15 protein-coding genes are annotated in these 17,853 nt (G+C 35.2%); 3 read left to right on the top strand and 12 right to left on the bottom strand.

What is annotated here, in order from left to right; all coding sequences use genetic code 11:
- Positions 1 to 22: 22 nt before the first annotated feature.
- The 9 genes from AC2D6V_RS09935 to AC2D6V_RS09895 all read right to left on the bottom strand — a co-directional run bounded on the left by AC2D6V_RS09935 (position 23) and on the right by AC2D6V_RS09895 (position 13,971).
- The gene (locus AC2D6V_RS09935) at positions 23 to 1,537 is read right to left on the bottom strand and encodes a glycosyl hydrolase family 28 protein (protein WP_484647988.1); all 1,515 of its coding nucleotides are present in this window, start codon (positions 1,535 to 1,537) and stop codon (positions 23 to 25) included.
- Positions 1,538 to 1,583: 46 nt separating this feature from the next.
- Positions 1,584 to 3,227, bottom strand: coding sequence for a sodium:solute symporter (locus AC2D6V_RS09930; RefSeq protein WP_484647987.1), 1,644 nt, complete (start codon positions 3,225 to 3,227; stop codon positions 1,584 to 1,586).
- 5 nt (positions 3,228 to 3,232) lie between these two features.
- Positions 3,233 to 4,555, bottom strand: a complete 1,323-nt coding sequence (locus AC2D6V_RS09925) for a hypothetical protein (RefSeq protein WP_484647986.1) — start codon at positions 4,553 to 4,555, stop codon at positions 3,233 to 3,235.
- 200 nt (positions 4,556 to 4,755) lie between these two features.
- The gene (locus AC2D6V_RS09920; RefSeq protein ID WP_484647985.1) at positions 4,756 to 5,817 is read right to left on the bottom strand and encodes a glycoside hydrolase family 130 protein; all 1,062 of its coding nucleotides are present in this window, start codon (positions 5,815 to 5,817) and stop codon (positions 4,756 to 4,758) included.
- A gap of 142 nt (positions 5,818 to 5,959) precedes the next feature.
- Positions 5,960 to 6,874 (bottom strand): T9SS type A sorting domain-containing protein, encoded by a 915-nt coding sequence (locus AC2D6V_RS09915; RefSeq protein WP_484647984.1) that lies wholly within the window; start codon positions 6,872 to 6,874, stop codon positions 5,960 to 5,962.
- Positions 6,875 to 6,982: 108 nt separating this feature from the next.
- Entirely contained in the window at positions 6,983 to 8,101 is a 1,119-nt protein-coding gene (locus AC2D6V_RS09910) for an SGNH/GDSL hydrolase family protein (protein ID WP_484647983.1), read from the bottom strand.
- Positions 8,102 to 8,149: 48 nt separating this feature from the next.
- Complete coding sequence (locus tag AC2D6V_RS09905; protein ID WP_484647982.1) at positions 8,150 to 9,256, bottom strand: hypothetical protein; 1,107 nt, start codon at positions 9,254 to 9,256, stop codon at positions 8,150 to 8,152.
- A 29-nt stretch (positions 9,257 to 9,285) separates the two neighbouring features.
- On the bottom strand, positions 9,286 to 10,881 hold the full coding sequence (locus tag AC2D6V_RS09900; protein WP_484647981.1) for a RagB/SusD family nutrient uptake outer membrane protein: 1,596 nt from the start codon (positions 10,879 to 10,881) through the stop codon (positions 9,286 to 9,288).
- Positions 10,882 to 10,893: 12 nt separating this feature from the next.
- The gene (locus AC2D6V_RS09895) at positions 10,894 to 13,971 is read right to left on the bottom strand and encodes a SusC/RagA family TonB-linked outer membrane protein (RefSeq protein WP_484647980.1); all 3,078 of its coding nucleotides are present in this window, start codon (positions 13,969 to 13,971) and stop codon (positions 10,894 to 10,896) included.
- Positions 13,972 to 14,263: 292 nt separating this feature from the next.
- Between AC2D6V_RS09895 and AC2D6V_RS09890 the strand changes: the two genes are divergently transcribed.
- The 3 genes from AC2D6V_RS09890 (at position 14,264) to AC2D6V_RS09880 (ending at position 16,109) form a co-directional block, all read left to right on the top strand.
- On the top strand, positions 14,264 to 15,127 hold the full coding sequence (locus AC2D6V_RS09890) for an AraC family transcriptional regulator (protein WP_484647979.1): 864 nt from the start codon (positions 14,264 to 14,266) through the stop codon (positions 15,125 to 15,127).
- Positions 15,128 to 15,587: 460 nt separating this feature from the next.
- The gene (locus AC2D6V_RS09885) at positions 15,588 to 15,812 is read left to right on the top strand and encodes a site-specific integrase (RefSeq protein ID WP_484647978.1); all 225 of its coding nucleotides are present in this window, start codon (positions 15,588 to 15,590) and stop codon (positions 15,810 to 15,812) included.
- Positions 15,813 to 15,836: 24 nt separating this feature from the next.
- The gene (locus AC2D6V_RS09880) at positions 15,837 to 16,109 is read left to right on the top strand and encodes a tyrosine-type recombinase/integrase (protein ID WP_484648193.1); all 273 of its coding nucleotides are present in this window, start codon (positions 15,837 to 15,839) and stop codon (positions 16,107 to 16,109) included.
- Between the two features lie 13 nt (positions 16,110 to 16,122).
- Here the strand turns inward: AC2D6V_RS09880 and AC2D6V_RS09875 are convergent, their stop codons facing one another.
- Genes AC2D6V_RS09875 through mbpA form a run of 3 tightly spaced genes read right to left on the bottom strand, consistent with a single transcriptional unit; the run spans position 16,123 to position 17,826 of the window.
- Complete coding sequence (locus AC2D6V_RS09875) at positions 16,123 to 16,440, bottom strand: DUF6730 family protein (protein WP_484647977.1); 318 nt, start codon at positions 16,438 to 16,440, stop codon at positions 16,123 to 16,125.
- A 16-nt stretch (positions 16,441 to 16,456) separates the two neighbouring features.
- Entirely contained in the window at positions 16,457 to 17,314 is an 858-nt protein-coding gene (locus AC2D6V_RS09870) for a relaxase/mobilization nuclease domain-containing protein (RefSeq protein ID WP_484647976.1), read from the bottom strand.
- On the bottom strand, positions 17,311 to 17,826 hold the full coding sequence (gene mbpA / locus AC2D6V_RS09865) for a mobilization protein MbpA (protein ID WP_484647975.1): 516 nt from the start codon (positions 17,824 to 17,826) through the stop codon (positions 17,311 to 17,313). The genes AC2D6V_RS09870 and mbpA overlap by 4 nt, the downstream gene beginning before the upstream one ends.
- Positions 17,827 to 17,853 lie beyond the last annotated feature (27 nt).

The raw sequence follows: 17,853 nt of genomic DNA, 5'->3' as shown, positions 1-17,853 counted from the left end.
GTTCATTCAAGCATCTTTAGTATTAATTAAACTTTATATTTTTACCGAATTGTGTGAACAACTTAAGTTGTTCGGCATTATTTAACTTTTTCCCTTGAACAGTAATGTTTTCGAATGTAATATCTTCAACAATATGATCTTCGTCGAATCCCTGAATCACCGAATAAGGCAAACCTCCATCAAGGATTTGGATATTTTTGAACTTTATATTTCTGATTTGCCCACGGTGCAATGCATGAAACTTTTCTTTCCCAGGTAGAACAGGCAACAGGTTGTCCCATGAATCACTGTACCTGTATTTTGCAATCGAATCCTGATCAGTAAACCTATCGTAGCTCCATACTGAATAGAGTATGGCAAGGTCGAATAGTTTGGAATTGGTACACCGATCAGCGTTTTCTACTCGTATATCTTCATACAAAACATTTTCAACCACTGCATTGTCGCTGTTGTGAATGGTAAAAACAGCACCACGGTCGTCTTGCATAATTACATCGCAATCCCTAAAAATTATGTCTTTCACTTTTTCACAGCGCAATTCAAAACCAATTTCAAAAGGATTGCCGTATGGCATGTTCCAAACTGTACATCCTTCAACCAATATATCTTCAAGGTTCGGATTTTTAATTCGTGGATTCGGGAAATAGGCATCGGGTGATAAACTCAGTGATTTCAATGCCACACAATCGTCGTTGGTACGCAAAAATGAGTTTGTAATTTTCACATGCTGACAAGCACTTACGTCAATTCCATCGGAGCCATAATTCCAATTCAGGATGTTAATATTGTCGATATGAAGTTGCCTACAATTGTAGGGGTGAATAGTCCATTTGAGACTATTGAATAAAGTTATACCTTCAACTCTTATGTTTTCAGCATTGTCCATATAAATCAATCGCCAAGGGTCATCACAATCAGGACCACCACATTTCGTTTTATTGTCGGTACCGTCAATCATTCCACGACCCATAATTTTTACATTTTTAACATCCTTTATTCGTACCATCCCTTTTAGTTTTGCTCCGCTTTCAAGGTAAAGGGTCTGATTGTCTTTCAGGTCGAGTACACCAATTTCATAGGTTTGCCCTCCTTTATAATACAACACATTTTTATCGTCCGGGTTTGGTCGTTCCTGTTCGGGGTAGTTAGTTAAAATATGAAGTACATTTTTTTTATCGTTGTTTAGAAAGAAGGTTAAATCCTCAGGCTTATCTAATTTGATCTCAAAGGTAAAATCATCGATAGTGCGGTATTCTGTTTTTAAGATTGAGGGTAAAATTTCCAACCATTTTATTGCTCTTTTTGCCTTGACCCGTATGTTGACCGGCTCGTCGAAATCGAATGCACAAAAGGAATAACTCCACCTCTTGCTTCCCGCCTGTCCAGTAAAAACTTCGTTGTTGTTTACCCACACCTGAAAATCGGATGACACAGGAATACCATGTGCCTGGTGGGGAATAACTTTTGCATTTAAAGAAAATGCGTTGATTAAGAGGGTTAACAGGAATAGTATTCCTGATTTTATTAAATTATTCATTTTACCATTTTTTATATAAACGAGGTAGCTTTATCGTTTTAATTTATTAAAAATAAAGGGCATACATTAGAAAACAAGCTATAATCAGAAGCAATGACAATACCCGAAAGTTTTTATACCAAACAACTCCTTCCAACTCTTTCGATTCTTCCATCCAAATTTTACGTGTCCACGTGTTGGCGTTAACTTGTTCTTGATCTGGCATAGCCGTAAATAAACTCACAAGCACATTTACCAGAGCACTAATTACTAAAACAATAGGAGCCAAAATAAGGAAATGCAAACCAATTTCTATTTCTAAAATATATTTTAGGAACATGATTAAGGCCGCAATAAATAAACCAGAGAAAAGACCGGTAATTGCACCCTGAGCGTTTGAACGTTTCCAAAATAAACCCAAAAAGAATGTTCCCACAACAGGTGGTGCCAAATAAGAAACTAGTTCTTGATAGTAGGAAACAAGTGAGTCGAATCTGGCAATAAACGGAGCCCATATGATAGCAATCACTAAAACAACCAACGATGTAATACGACCAACTTTTACCAATTTTTGACTGCTTGCCTTTTTATCGAACTTTGAATAAAAATCCATTGTAAATAAGGTCGAAACTGAACTTAAGGTTGCACTTAAAGTAGAAGTAAGAGCTGAAATCATTGCAGCTAGAATTATTCCGATTAAACCTACAGGCAGCAGTTTAATAATCAGGCGTGGGTATACCTGATCGGTATTAATTCCATAGCCTTCTTTTAACTCTAGCCCGCTAATTAATTCCTGAGGGAGATTCTCTACTCCAAAAAGATTAATGCCACGAGCAACAAGTCCTGGAATAATAAAAATAAACAAGGTAAACAAGTAAAGGAAACCTACAAAAAGCACTCCTTTTCTACCATGGTCTACCGACTTAGCAGATAAAACCCGCTGTACCATTACCTGGTTGTTTCCCCAGAAATAAAATCCAAGAATGGGTATTCCGACAATCATTCCCAACCAGGGAACGGTTGGGTCACTCATTGGGCGGGTCAGTTTTAACCAAACGCCTTCGCTGAACATATCGTGAAATTCCCCCCAACCACCAATGGAATTGAGCGCATATACAGAAAGGATTGACGAGCCAACAACAAGCACTACTGCCTGAATTACATCTGCATAAATTGCCGAAGAAAGACCACCAATTATGGTATAACTACCTGCTACAATGGCCATTCCTACTATAATCCACATCAGATCGGCTTCAGGTAAAATCATTTTAATAATCAATGCCCCAGTGTATAAAGTTGCGGCGGCATCGAGAAATATATTCCCAATAATGGTAATAAAAGAGAAATAAGTTCGTGACCTTCCATCAAATCTTCGCTCTAAAAATTCGGGCATAGTGAAAATGCCAGATTTTATATAGAAAGGTAGGAAGAAAAGTGCGAAGAAAACCATCACTAAAATGGAAATCCAATTGTAATTAAATACTGCAATTCCACTAATAAAACCTTCACCAGAATGCCCCATCAATGTTGAACTAGATACACTTGCAGCAAAAAGAGAAAGTCCTACAACGGGCCATGTCATGGTTCTTCCGCCCAAAAAGTAAGATGTAGAATCTTTACTCTTACCATGACGTAGTGCCCACCAAATTATAAGGACAATGTAAATAATTAGAATGCTAATATCTATAAAACTAAGATTGATGGACTCCATATTTATTATAAATCAATTGTTGTGAGCAAAACAAAACTATTTGCCAGGATATTCAATTTAGTTAGTTTTTTTCTATTAATTCCAGTTTCTAAGGGAATCGGAAAACCTTTTTCATCCATTAATCGGCCCTGTTCTACATATTCATATTTTTTGAATGCTTTTTTTATTGTTTTGGGCACTGCTAAATTTATTTTGTTGGCTACTTTAGAGTTATTTACAATGGCAATGGTCATATCTTCATCGCTTGCACCTGCTGTTAAACGCAATCCTTCAATTCCTGTTGTATCGGTAGCAATGATGTTATAACCCGCAGGAAAATATCGACATAGCAGTGACCAGGAATAAAACCATGGGCGTATATTTTCATCATCAGGATTGTTACATATTTCAGTACCCAGGCTGTTCCACATCCCCCAGCGCTTTAGTTTGTTTTTTTGTCCCAAATCGTGTTTAGTATGCATGGCATCATCCAGATCCCAGGCAGCTGAACCAGAGTATCCTGCATTTTGGATTTGAATGGCCACATCAGCCATATCTACGCCATAACTATAATCATAAATATCCATCTGGCTATCTTCGCTGGAAAAACCATCTTCAACTATGCGTCTTTGGTTTTCTTCCCCTCTACGAGTCATTCCAATTTCCCCAAATATTATCTGCTTGTTTACAGCTTTTACAGGTTCTGCAACTTTTGTGTAGAATTCTTCAAATTTGCCACTGCGTACAAAATCGTATTGCGAATATGAGTGAACATCATACAAACCTAAACAGTCATCAAGCTCTTTTACTGATTGTACCACCCATTTATTTCCGTTATCATATTGTCCAGAATTTGGGTACTCAGGCAGTGCATCAGGGCCACTAATAACAATCTTGTCAGATAATCCAGCTATATCAATTGCCGACTTTAAAAGTTTAATTCCTTCGCTCCACTCTGCGTAATTAGATTTAGTGCTGGCCCAGGAGCCGTCAGGTTCATTAACAAGATTGTAATATTTTAAACATGTATAGCCCTTCTCATTAATTAAGTAATCAAGATACTTAACAATAATATTAATCCATTTGGGGTCATTGGCACCTGTAAACTTATCACCATGTCCTTCTTCCAAATCGTGCATTTTGTAAGGTGTACCCCATTCGCCAAACAAAACTGAAATGTTATTTTCTTCTGCATAGTCGAGTATCTTTTCCAATGCCTTTACTTCTGGTGTATTAAAATCTAAAATGGGCTCATTGTTTTCGTCAAAACCAACCAGATAGCGCCAGTTTGCTTGGTCAAGAATTCGAAATAGCTTTGGTTTCATATAGTCAAGACGATCAAAATTCATTTGCCATTTTTCATCTGTCATCAACTTTCCCCACTCAGCATTTTCTGTATCGGCATGATGATAAGCAGACCATTGCACGCCGTTTCCAATATAATTTTCTGAGATTATTTCATTCGGATATACACCGATTGCATCTTGATTAGGTTTAGTCTTACATCCCATTATTAATAGGGCAAATACATAAAGTAAATTCTTCATATTTATTTAAAATTTTTGAGATGATTTAACAGTTGTGATACAGAACAGGTAGCTAATCCAACATATTTATCGGCAGCACCATAATATACAAAAAGCGTATCGCCAACTATAACATTTCCTGTTGGAAATACACAACCTTTGTAAAATCCTTCCATTTCATAATCATGTTCGGGTTCCATGATCCAATTGGGGTCACGTGCAATTATTTTTGATGGATCATTTAAATCCAACAATGCAACTCCAACACGGTAATAACCACTACCACCACCATCAACACCATGATAGATAAGTAACCATCCATCTTTGGTTTTTAAAGGAGGCGTGCTGCCACCTACTTTTTCCTCCCAGGTCCCAGTTCTACCTGACAGAAGTAAAGTGCTTGGTTCGTTCCACACCATCAAATCATTTGAATAGGTTAACCAAATTGAAGCAAATTCGCAACCATATTCTTCCCCTACCCATTCTTTTGGGCGATGCAATAAGGCAAATTTGCCATTGATTTTTTCGGGGAATAGTATCACATCCCGGTTATCCAGATTTGTTTCTGTAATTCTTCCCAAACGTCTCCATATCTTAAAGTCTTTTGTCATGGCAAGACCACTATTGGCGATGTTATTTTTATATACTAATGGTGCATCTTTACCAGCTTCGGGCAAGCGAATTACATCATGCTCGAAAGTCCAGTAACGCCCGGGAGCATAGGGCCGATAAGCGTAAGTTACATAATATTCGTCGTTAAATTTTACAATACGAGCATCTTCAACACCACCCATATCAGGTCCGTCAATACTTGGCCCAAAAACCGGTTTATCTGAAGCACGTTGAAAGTTAACCCCATCCTTACTGGTAGCAAGCCCAAAACTGATAATATGTTCTTCATCATCTCCAGCCGCTCTGTACAATAGGTAAAACGTACCATCCTCGTGCCAAGCACCTGGATTGCAAACAACTAAATTTTCCCAATTATTTGCCATGTTGGGTTTTAAAATCGGATTTTTCGGATGTTTAGATAATTTAAATGATGTTATATTTTTATCTTTAATATAAGTTTTAGTATTTCCCATTTAGTCAATATTATTGAGCCCTATTTTTTAATATGAAAAAGTAGCAATTGCTATAAAGCTTTACTATAATCTATGATTAAAAAGCGACCTAACATCTATTGAATCGTCAGGTCGCTATTTGTTTTTATTAATTACTGAACAGTTATTTCTTAATGAATTTCTTTACATAAGATTGATTATTAGAGCTTAACTTAACAATATATATTCCAGAGCTGAAGTTGTTGAATGGTATAGAAAGTTCATTTGCCCTAGAGTTCAACTCTTTCTTTAGTATTTGCGAGCCTGTCATGTCATAAATTTCAACATCTTTTAATAGACTAGATTCAGTCATTTTGATATTTAGTTGGTTATCACTCATGTAAACTAAGAAATCCTTTTTGCTTTCAAATGAGTTGACACTTAAGGTTTCAGCTTCTAATTGATTATTTGTTAAAAAGATATTATCATAATAGAATTCGATTTCCACATCTTCATATTTGTCTATTCCTGTATATATATTCAATATTGTGTAATCAGAATTTTGTGCAGCTTCCGGAATTTCAATGGTAATCGCTTTCCAAGTATTTAAATCGTCTGCTGTTATGGTAAACTCATGGAGCACTTCAGTTATAAATCCAGCATCACTTGTAGCTCCATTAAATTGCAACTTCATTTGAATAGTTTCCCCAACTGGAGATCTTCCTGCATCAATTGTACCTTCATTACTGACATCATCTCCAATTAAATACTCTAAATAAAGGTACTGATGGTCCTGAAGATAAGTTGTAGGTAATTGTTTAAACCCAACCATGCCAGGATTTGCTGTCCACCAAGTTGTCTCAATCCAAGTGTGTGCTGGATAGCTCAGGACTTTTGCACTTGTATTTATTCCAGCAGGATTAGGATTGTCTGTATCTTGTCCAGCCCAAATACACCAACAGTTACCATTACCGTATTGGTTAAATTCATAATTTGCATAAGAGTTTCCCTCCCAATCATTGATTAGTGTTTCCGGTTGTTGTGCAAATAGCACTGAGCAACCAAGAATTAACATCACATTTAAAGTAAAATTTTTCATATTTAGTTATTATTTAGTTAATAGTTCACAAACCTTTGAGTACTTTCATTTGATTTAGTTGTTATAAATATTCGTGGCAAGCAAGCCTTGAATAATTCTTTTATATTCTTATAAAATTGATTCTATAAAGGGTATTAAGACATCTGCCATTTGCTGATGTTCTGAAACTGTTGGGTGTCCATCAGTATTTTTGTAGGTCATGGGTACATAAAACACCTTGTTATCATTTAATTCTACATTATGCTTATCAACCGCACTGGTAATGTATCCTGGCCATTTTGAACCTGGACGGCATGAACCCATATTGCCTAGTGTGCAAACAATTTTCGCATTATTATATTTTTCTCTTATTGATTTTATAAAATTGAAATAAGCTTCTATTCTTTGCTCCTCGTTGGGAATTTCAGGCATGTTATTGATTAACCACGAATCGTTTTGACCAAGGTTAATTACCACGATATCTGCCTGCCATTGTGAAAAATCCCATTTGGGATATTCACTCCAAGGAATTAATTGATCATACAATTGAGGCATAATTAAGTCATACCAGCTAACCATCATTCCAATTCCACTCATTGAAATGCATCTGTAATCCGCATTTAAAGCACGAGCTGTTTTAGCCCCATAGGTTAGATAGTTGTTCCAAGTAGCACGATCGTCGTTATTTTTTCGAGATTCATCTAAAATTCCATGCCCAGATGTAATTGAATCGCCATAGAATTCAATTTTTAATGAAGGTTGATCTTCTTGAGCTTCAACAAGATGTCTTTCAGGGTCGATTTTAACACCTATAAATTTGGTCACAGGTGTTGTGGTATCCGTTCGTCGAAGTAATTGTAATTTATGAATACCCGGTTCGAGTCCTTCCGCTACCTTATAACTAACTTTTCCCTCAATACACTGAAATACTTTAATCTCTGAAATATTGTCATCTATTATGGCATTATAGTAATTGTTGTATTTATTGCCTTTTGTATCATCCAAAACTACCTCAATAGATGTTCCTTCAAACCAAAGGGTAAATCCACTTCCTGCCCAATAAATCTCTGGAGCAAAGGGATTTGTAAAATTAATTCTACCATGATATACAATGTTTGAACTATCAGGTGTAATTAGTTTTTTACCAAAAACAAAATCGGTAGATGCTTCTGTACCCTGACAGCCAAGTATCATTGGTACTATAAATAATAATAGAGTAAACTGTAATCGATAGTTAAAAAATCTCATGTTTTTTTGGTTAATCTTGCGAGTTAGATTAATAAAGGATTATAGGCTTTAATTAGATGATTTCATTCGAAATTCTAATGCAAAACCGCCATGGATTTTATGTTGGTTTTCATCCATTGTGGGTTCCCAAGGCACTCCATAGGTATAAAAAGAATCCCATTGATCGTATAAATTACTTCTGTCAATCTCTAACAAAAAATAGAATTTTTCATCTATAATTTCCCAACCGTTTTCCAAACCGGCAAATCCATTCCCTCTTATAACTTCTCCATTATTTATCCTGTCTGTATATTCACTTTCCGACTCACCCTTTATGAACAATTTTGTTGATATTGATCTATCGGAATTATAGAATACCAAACGATTAGTAGAAAGGTCTAACTCCCATATACCACTAGATGGCAATACATTATAACTACTGTTGAAATCAAAAACTTCGCCAGTTGATGCATTGGTGTGTTCGTAGCTCCCCATGTCCCCATCATCACCAGACCCGTAGGTAAACTCACCAAACATTTTTAAATCTTCTGTTACTCCTTGTACGTCTCCCATAGAAAGCGTGTTGTCCATTACTGCAGCTCCATTGGTAAACATGTCGTAACAATAATCGCCTCCCCATTCACAACTCCAGAATTCTCCTTGGCCCCAAGGATTCCACCAGCTATCTGTAAGATTGAATGCATCTACATGACTATCTTCCCACCACGAGGTGATCCACATAAGGTGAATCCTAACTGGATCTGCATAATCTGAAGAAACAGTCCAGTCGCCTACAAAAGGAGGGGCAGTAAATTTTTCAATATTAATAGTATAAATTTTGGTGCTACCACCCGTTTCTGCAGTAATCGTTAAGTCGTGTGAATCAGAAGTACTAAAATCAATAGTCTCCCCAATACTAATTGACGTTGTCGCATTCTTTGAAACAGCAAGTTCCAAGATTTCTATAGCCGCATAATTCTCGGCATATATTGTTGCCGAAATTGTTTTGTTTTCATAATCAATTAGTGCATTCCCTATTTGGCCTTCCAGTTTAATTTCGAATAATTCACTGTATATAGTGTCATATTCAACTTCATTTTCATCGCATGAATAGCCCGCCAACAGCACAAAGACCACAATTATACGAATGGATAATAATTTATATGGATGTTTCATTTTTCTTTATTTTTGGATTGATAATAATTCTACTTCAGCGTTGCCTTTTCAGGGTCAGCCTCAATTGCTTCGTTCAAATCAATTTCGCGTTGTGGCAAAGGATAAAAATATTGGTATCTTAATTCACCGCCACGGTTAGGCACAACATATTGTTTGTCGAGTGGTATTTGACTATTTTTTAAATCGTCCTCAGCCATAAAAGCTTCAACCATATGTCTTCTTCTTAAATCGGTCATAATATGACCTTCGCCTTGCAGTTCCCATAACCGCTCTTGCCAAACTGCTTTATCAAAATCTTCTTGAGACATAGATGATGATAAGGGAGCTAAGTTGGCACGTGTACGTATTTGATTAACCAACTGAATACCTTCACTAATCCTGTTTAAACGTCCCAATGCTTCTGCATGTAGTAATACAATATCAGACAGTCGTAAAAAATGCATGGTTGCAGTTCCAATTCCAAACTCAGAACCTCTCTCAGCTGCAAATTTCATATTCCAGTAGGTCTTATATCCAGCAATAGTGGTATTACCCTCACTAACCTCAGTTCCTGCTTCATCAAGATAAACTTCATCTGCGTATAAGTCCAATCTTAGGTCTCCACTTTCATGGGTGTCATAATACATTTCATTGTACCAAAAAACTGCAAATCCAGGTTTGTAAGCTCGAATCGTGTTTGAACCTGGTATTCTTGCATAATAATCGTCAGTAAACCCAACATAAGGAGCCATCATAAAACTTATTTGTGTGTGGCCAACTTCATCTCCCTCATAATCACTTGCAAAAACGAAAAGTTTTTCCTTGCTAAGATTTAAATTATCCGGAAAAGTTTCGTAAACAGATGTGTCTAATCCATAGGATCCGCTTGAACTAACCTTTTCTGCGTAACTAACCGCGTTTTCGTACATGTCTTCATAACTAGATACCCATTCATATCGTGGTGAACCAAACTCTTTACTGGAAGCCATGTGCATATAAACTTTAACCAGTAATGCTTGTGCAGTTGTCTTATCAGCTCTACCTGCAATTCTGAATTCAGGTATGTTAGCTTCAGCATATTCCAGATCCTCCATAATTAAATTATATATATCCTCTATGGATGAAACAGGAGTATTAAATGCCGCCCCAGGATTACCTGCATTAGTATATACAGGCACTTCCCCATAAATTTTAACTAACGAAAAATAGAACCACGCTCGAAGAAATTTAGCTTCTCCTAGGTACTGATTCTTTACATTTTCATCTTCAAACGCTACGGTGTTTGCATTATCTAATACTATATTTGCTCTAAAAATTCCTTTATAGCAGGCTTGAAAAAAATCATTATTATCAGCCGAATTTGGTTGTACTCCCCAAGACATATAAGGAAGGAACTTTGGTTTAGAGTGGTCATTAGCTTTGACCATGGTAGTACGCGCTGGTAGTTCGTTAAATCGCCACCATCCCTGAAAAAAATCTGGTCTGTAATTTGCTTGGTAAGCATAAAGTAATCCTCCTCGAACATTGTCTGGAGTAGTATAATAGTTTTCACTAGATAAGAAGCCATAAGGTTCTTCTTCCAACTCAGCGCACGATGATACAATAAACATCGTACCTAAAAAATATATTAAAAATTTAAGTTTCATAGTTTGTGTGTTTTAAAATGTCATATTTAGTCCTAAAGTAAATCGCCTTTGTCTTGGAAATTCTCCAATATAATCATATGAAACTGAGCTATTTGAAACACCTGTAGCTACACCCGTACTACTGTTAAACCCAACTTCGGGATCATAACCTTCATAATTGTGGATAACAAAAATGTTGCTAACGTTACAGTAAAGTTTCAGTTTTTTAAAGATATTTTGATTGGGTATCTCAAGGTTATATCCTATGGTCAAGTTCTGGAACCTAAGAAATGATCCATCTACAACATTATAACTACTTGGTAAATACTCAGCATTCTGATTGATAGGGTGTTGTGCATCCTGATTATTTGTGCTCCATGCATCCAACCTGTTGGCAGGCCTCCCAGTTCTATCTACATCGAATATTTCGTTTCCTACAACTGCATTGAAAAGCATTTCTGCATAGAAATTTTTGTATTTAGCACTCAACGATAAACTAGCTGTATAATCTGGTGTTGGATTTCCTAAAATAACACGATCTGCCTCGTTAATTATTCCATCATTATTCTGATCAACAAACTTGGGTCTGCCAAATTCAGTATAATTACCCTGAGCAAAATCTCGATCCTCGTGAGTATTAATAAAACCGTCAAAAACATAGCCATAGAAAGCATTTAATGGTTGTCCAATAGCGTATATTTGCCTTATAATATCACCACCTCCAGTAGATGACACCACATAACTATACCCATTTTCTTCTACTAGTCCAGCATCTTCTGCAGTTCCAATATCAACTACCTCGTTCTTGTTCATACTGAACAAAATGTTAGCATCTAAGCTAAAATCTTTTCTTGTGATAATATTTCCTCCTAGATCGAACTCTATACCGTAGTTATCAATTACACCATCATTGACTATTTGAGTATCAAAAGACCCCGATGATGGTAAAAATTTTGGTCGCAACAAATCAGTTGTATGTTTGAAATACGCCTCTGCAGAAAAACGAAGCTTGTTATTGAAAAAACCGGTTTCTAATGCTGCGTTATATTGAGTTGTTGTTTCCCATTGAAGGTTAGGGTTAGCAATTTGATTACCTGGTCCTCCAGCATTAACTACACTACCTGTTTCGGCATCGAAAAAAAATGCACTACCGAATCTTTCAATAGATTGATAAGGGTCAATTCCTTGGTTACCTGTTTGACCTCCAGAAAGACGTAGCTTTAGAATATCAAACGTGTTTAAGTTTTTAATAAAACTCTCTTTGTGAGCTTTCCACGCTAATCCTACTGCTGGAAAATATCCCCATTTTTTATCTTCTCCAAATTTAGATGAGCCATCTGCTCTAAAGGTTAGGGTTAATAAATAGCGGTCTTTAAAGGAATAATTAGCCCGTCCAAAATATGACAATAAGTCCTGCCTACCATATCCCTGATAAATTCTTTGATCTTCTGGAGTTGCTAGAGGAAGGTTTTCATTAAGTAAAGCGTCCGTATCAAAATCTTTACCTTCAATACCTTCCATTCCACCAATTTTTATCTGATCATCTCTCCCTACCATTAGGGACGCATTGTGGTTACCAAACTCCTTATTATAAGTAAGTGTGTTTATAAAATACGACTGTTTTCCATAAAAGTTTTTTACAAATCCAATTCCAGAATAATCATTTTGCCTCTCAGTGTATTTTGATTTTATGTAAGAGTCTTGCCTAGTTGAAGTCCTATTGTAACTTGCACTACTAGAAAAGGTTAATCCAGCAATAGGCTCCCATACCAAGTTAAGGTTTGTTAAGACATCAAAGCCTTTAGCCTCATTGTAATAATCGTCTTTCTGTTCTAGTTGGTGAGTGTATCCATCGAAAGGTATAAAATAACTTCCATCTTCATTATAAATAGGATACCATTGCCTACCACCATTTGTAAAATCTCCTCCTGTTCCGTTAACCCTGTTGGTATTGGTTAAATTTACCGAAGCTATAATTTTCATTTTATCATTGACGTTAATGGCGTCGTTAAAAAGCAAGTTAATTTTATCGTATGATGCACCAATTACATTTTGCTCTTGATTAAAATAGTTTAATGACAGGTTGTAGTTATTTTTTTCTGAGCCTCCGCGAACTCCTGCCCGTAGATTATATATAAGCGGGTTCATGTTACGAGTAACTGGTAACCAATCGTAAAATCTATATTCTCCATTATCAAATTCTTCTGGCGTAGGATAGTAAACTCCGTTGAGAGTTTGTCCTGAAAACAAAAGAGGAGCTCCGTCATTAGCATCTCTCTCGTTTCGTAATCTTGCCATTTGGCTCATGTCTGTAAAGCGCTGTATCTTTTCTGGATATGCAGCAACAGTAGTGCTCATTTCAACAAAAACTTCGGTATTGCCTTTTTTTCCTTTTTTGGTTGTTACTAAAATGACTCCGTTTGCGCCTTGTGACCCATAAATTGCCGCTGCAGAGGCGTCTTTTAAAACCTCAATAGATTCAATGTCACCCGGAGCTAATTGATTTAAATCTCCTAGTGTGCCAAATGGAATACCATCTAACACCACTAAAGGCTCTCTTGAACCAACTAAAGAGCTGGCACCACGAATCCTAACACCAACACCTCCTTCTGGATCGTCGGAAATGTTGATTATTTGTAAACCTGTACTTCGTCCTTGCAGCAGAGTTCCCACACTATTTGTAGGTATATCTGCAATTTTTTCAGTTTTAATTGATACTACCGAGCCGGTAAGATCTGATTTCTTTACAGAGCCGTAACCAATAACAACTACCTCATCAAGACCTTGGGTGTCTTCTGCTAGGGTAATATTAATTAGTGCTCTACCATTTACGGCTAATTCCTGGGTAATAAACCCTAAATAACTTACTACAAGTACAGCATTATCTGCAACAGAAAGTGAATAATTACCATCAAAATCCGTGGTTGTTCCTGTAGTTGTTCCTTTTACCAAAACACTTGCTCCTGGTAATGGTTGCCCTAGTTGGTCGCTAACAACACCGTTAATAGCTATGTTCTGCGCAAAGCTTTCCACCGAACTGAAAAGCAATAATACTGCAAATACACAAAAGCGATACTGAAATTTATTGCTAAATAATTTTAACATTTTCATAAACTTTTTAATTTTTTTTTTGTTAGAAACGATCTTTAATATTAATTGCACCAAAGTTAAATGAAGGTCTAACTAATGTATTGACTTTATATACTAATTAATTGTACTTTTATGAGTAAAACCACATCAAATATTACAAGTAAAACACAAAAAAAACCACAATCATCTATTTGTTAGATGTTTATAAAAAAAGTGACATGTTTTTATTTTGCTTTACTTTTAGTATTTTTAGTGTCATAAATAACAAAATAATCAATTACGTACTTAGAAAAATATTAATTATTAAAACATAATGAGCAAGTTTATAAGAGAAATAACACCAATTAGTGATGACGATTTTTTTGTTGTCTTAAATCATTTTAACGCAAAATTCGACTTCCCAGTGCATTTCCATCCAGAGTATGAAATAAACCTTGTTATAAATTCTGGAGGAAAAAGAATTATTGGGGATTCAATTCAGGATTTTGGGAACTTAGATATGGTTATGATTGGCCCTAATTTACCGCACTCATGGGTAGGAAATGAGAAATTTGAAAATGCACACGTTATTACAATACAATTCCAAAGTGATTTTTTTAGCGAAGCAACCTTAAATCGAAAGCTTATAACCCCCATTAAAGAACTTTTATTAGAATCAAGAAGAGGGGTGCTTTTCTCCCGGGAATTTACAGAATCTGTTGTTGAAAAAATTGAAAAGCTATCAAGTTCACAAGGTTTTGATTCGTTTTTGGAATTTCTTTCTCTACTTTACGATTTGGCTATTTCCCGGAAACAAAAAGTGCTTGCTTCAGAATCTTATGTAAGCCATATGAATCCGTCAAAAAGTAGACGGATTCAAATAATTACTGATTTCATTAAAATAAACCTTCATAATGATGTAAAATTAAAGGAAGTGGCAAAATTGGTAAATATGTCGGAAAGTGCACTCAGTCATTTTTTTAAAAAAAGAACGCAACGATCATTTTCAGATTACCTTACAGAAATGCGACTAGGAAATGCTGCACGTTTATTGGTTCAATCAGAAAAAAATATTTCAGAAATATGTTACGAAAGTGGTTATAATAATATATCAAATTTCAATCGAAATTTTAAAAAAAAGTATGGGTATACACCTAGTGGTTTTCGATCTCAACAAATATTAATCACTAAACACTAACCGCATATTAAACATCTAAATTTACACTAAAGATATTATAAGTTTTTATTTAACCGTAAATCCGTTCCTGTCACCCAATATTAAGGATGTTTATTATATATTTCCTAACAATTTCAAACTTGAAATTGTTAGTGGGAATTTTGAATCATGGTTATGTAAGGATAGCATCAGAAATACTGTTGGTGATTTGCAAACTGTAAAAACAGCATGTTTAACGTCAGCAAAAAGTAAACTTTTATAGGTTGATTTTTAAGAGAGAAAAAAGATTATAATTTACTGAGAAATTATTAGGATTTGATCTTGGAATACCTGTATACATGAAAACAATCAGAGCTATTTATAATAAAGCCATTAAAACTTGTATTATTTCTAAAGAAGCCCATCCATTTACAATTACAAAATAGAAACAACACCTACTGAAAAAAGAGTCATCAATATTAATAGTATAAAATCTATATTGATGTTGAAATTAGAAGAAAAGGATCTTCTGTTTCATTATAGAAACTATTTTTTAGCATCTTATATGCTTCACGGTATTTCATTTATAGACTTAGCTTTTTTAAAGCTCGAAAATATAGTCGATAATCATTTTAAATTTCAAAGAAGAAAAACAACTAAACCTTATGGTATAAAAATAACATCACAACAAAATCAGATACTTATCTTTTATATAAAGGATAAATAAAAATCTGATTTTCTATTCCCAGTTATAAAAAGAGCTACATACGAACTTCAATATAAAGATGTATTATGGGCACGCAAAAGTTATAAACAAATTGCTGAAATATGTAACATAGAAAAACGATTGACATCTTATGTGTCTCGACATAGCTTCGCCACTCAAGCGATGCTTCAAGATGTGCCCTTACAAGCCATTTCTGCAATGCTTGGGCATAATCGCTTAACCACAACTCAAATTTACCTTAAGTCATTACCTAGCGAAATATTGGATGATTACAATAAAATGTTGGTTGAAATATAATTATTAATACATCCTATTCAATCCTATAAAAGAGAAAACCAAAAACTATTGCGCAAACTACAGCTGTTATAAAACCCAAAACGGCCCAAGTTGGATAAATTTTAGCTTGCTTTATTTTAGTATCAAAACGACTTTCAAAACGTTCTATGGCTTTTATGTGTGATTCCATTTTTTGCTCATGCTTTTCAATAATAGATTTATATTCTAATAAATCCATCTTGATTTTGGTGTCATTTAATTGGTCATTGATTTTCTCTAGTTTCTCAACACCATTTTTAAAGTCATCAATTTCATTGACCAATAAGGCTGATAGTTCTTCAAGTTTTGTCATGATTGCTATGTTTAATTTAATATCCTATTCCTTTATCGATGGCTTTTTTAATAATAAACTTGGTAATCTTTAAGGCTAGGTTAGGTGTCAGGTCAACTATTTTACCAGCCAGTTTGATACTTACATTATTTTCTTTTAAAATACTAGCGCCTTGAATCCCGGACATTTGTTTTCCAATATTCCCAAGTGACATATTACGATGTACTTCACTGCCTTTAAGGTTGTGTCCATCAAATTCAAATCGAAAGCCTTGTAATTTGTTTTGATTATTTATTGTTGGAATCACCTTAACACCATTTACTTCCATCGCTTTTAAATAAGCATCAAAGGATTTGGGTTTGAACTGTTTCATACTCAGGTCATGTCTGCGTTTAATTTCTGAGCGTATTTCTCTTAGATTAAATTCTTTTTCAAATTGTACTTGCTTTACAGTAGTCAACCCCATATGTTCTGCTACTTTTTCTGCGGCTAATTGACTTCGTTTCCCAATAAAGCTATCATTATAGGCTACACCTTTAAAGTCAATACGATTAACATATAAATGGATGTGCTTATGATTTTTATCCTGATGGACAAAAGCAATGGCTTGCCTCTCGCCCAGTTTCATCTCATGAATAAAACGCTTGGTTATGGCTTGTAGATCCTTTGCTTCTAATCGTTTTCCATCTTCTATCGTTGGGCTTATTACAAATGATAAGGTATTTTTTGTGCAATGGTAATTTTGATCCTGGAGCATTTTAAATTCTTGAGTGATTTCAGCTGGTGAATCTCCATGCAAGAATTCCTTTAATACAATTTCTGCATCCTTTTCTTGATTCCACCCATAGGACATGGACGCTTTGGTATGTGATATGCTTCTTCCCTTGCCAATCATTTTTGAAATTTTTTAAGATGTGCTTTGATTTCATTTGCTAAGTCATATACTGTTTCAGTCAATTTAGGATTTCGTTTTTTGTACATGTTTCCAATAGACTTAAAATTGTTATGGTATTTAATCAGCATTTTATAAAGTTCGATATGTTCGTCAGTAAAGCGTTCTGTAATTTCTTTTTCAAATAGACTACGCCGTATGTATTCACTCAAGGTTAATCCGCTCCTTTTTGCTTTTACTTTTAGAAGCTTCTTTTCGTAAACAGAACATCGAAACTTAACGAGGTCTCCCTTCCCCTTAAACACTCTTTTTTCTTTGCGACCAAGGGGAGTAAACAAGAATGTGTCCACAGACACACATCTTGAATTCCTACCCAAGACCATTTTCGTTTCAGATGAAGTCTGTTCCAAATCCAATTCTATGATATCCGAATTAATTAGTACATCGGTAGGAATCTTTACAGGTTGCTCCTTTTTATCTTTTGAATTAAAATCAAACTTCTTTTCTATTTTCATCTGTTTAAATTTTATTATTTTCTATCT

The sequence above is a fragment of the Algibacter sp. YIN40 genome (assembly GCF_057219435.1).
The sequence above is the reverse complement of the archived record's forward strand: the minus strand, read 5'-3'. Positions and strand labels throughout refer to the sequence as shown.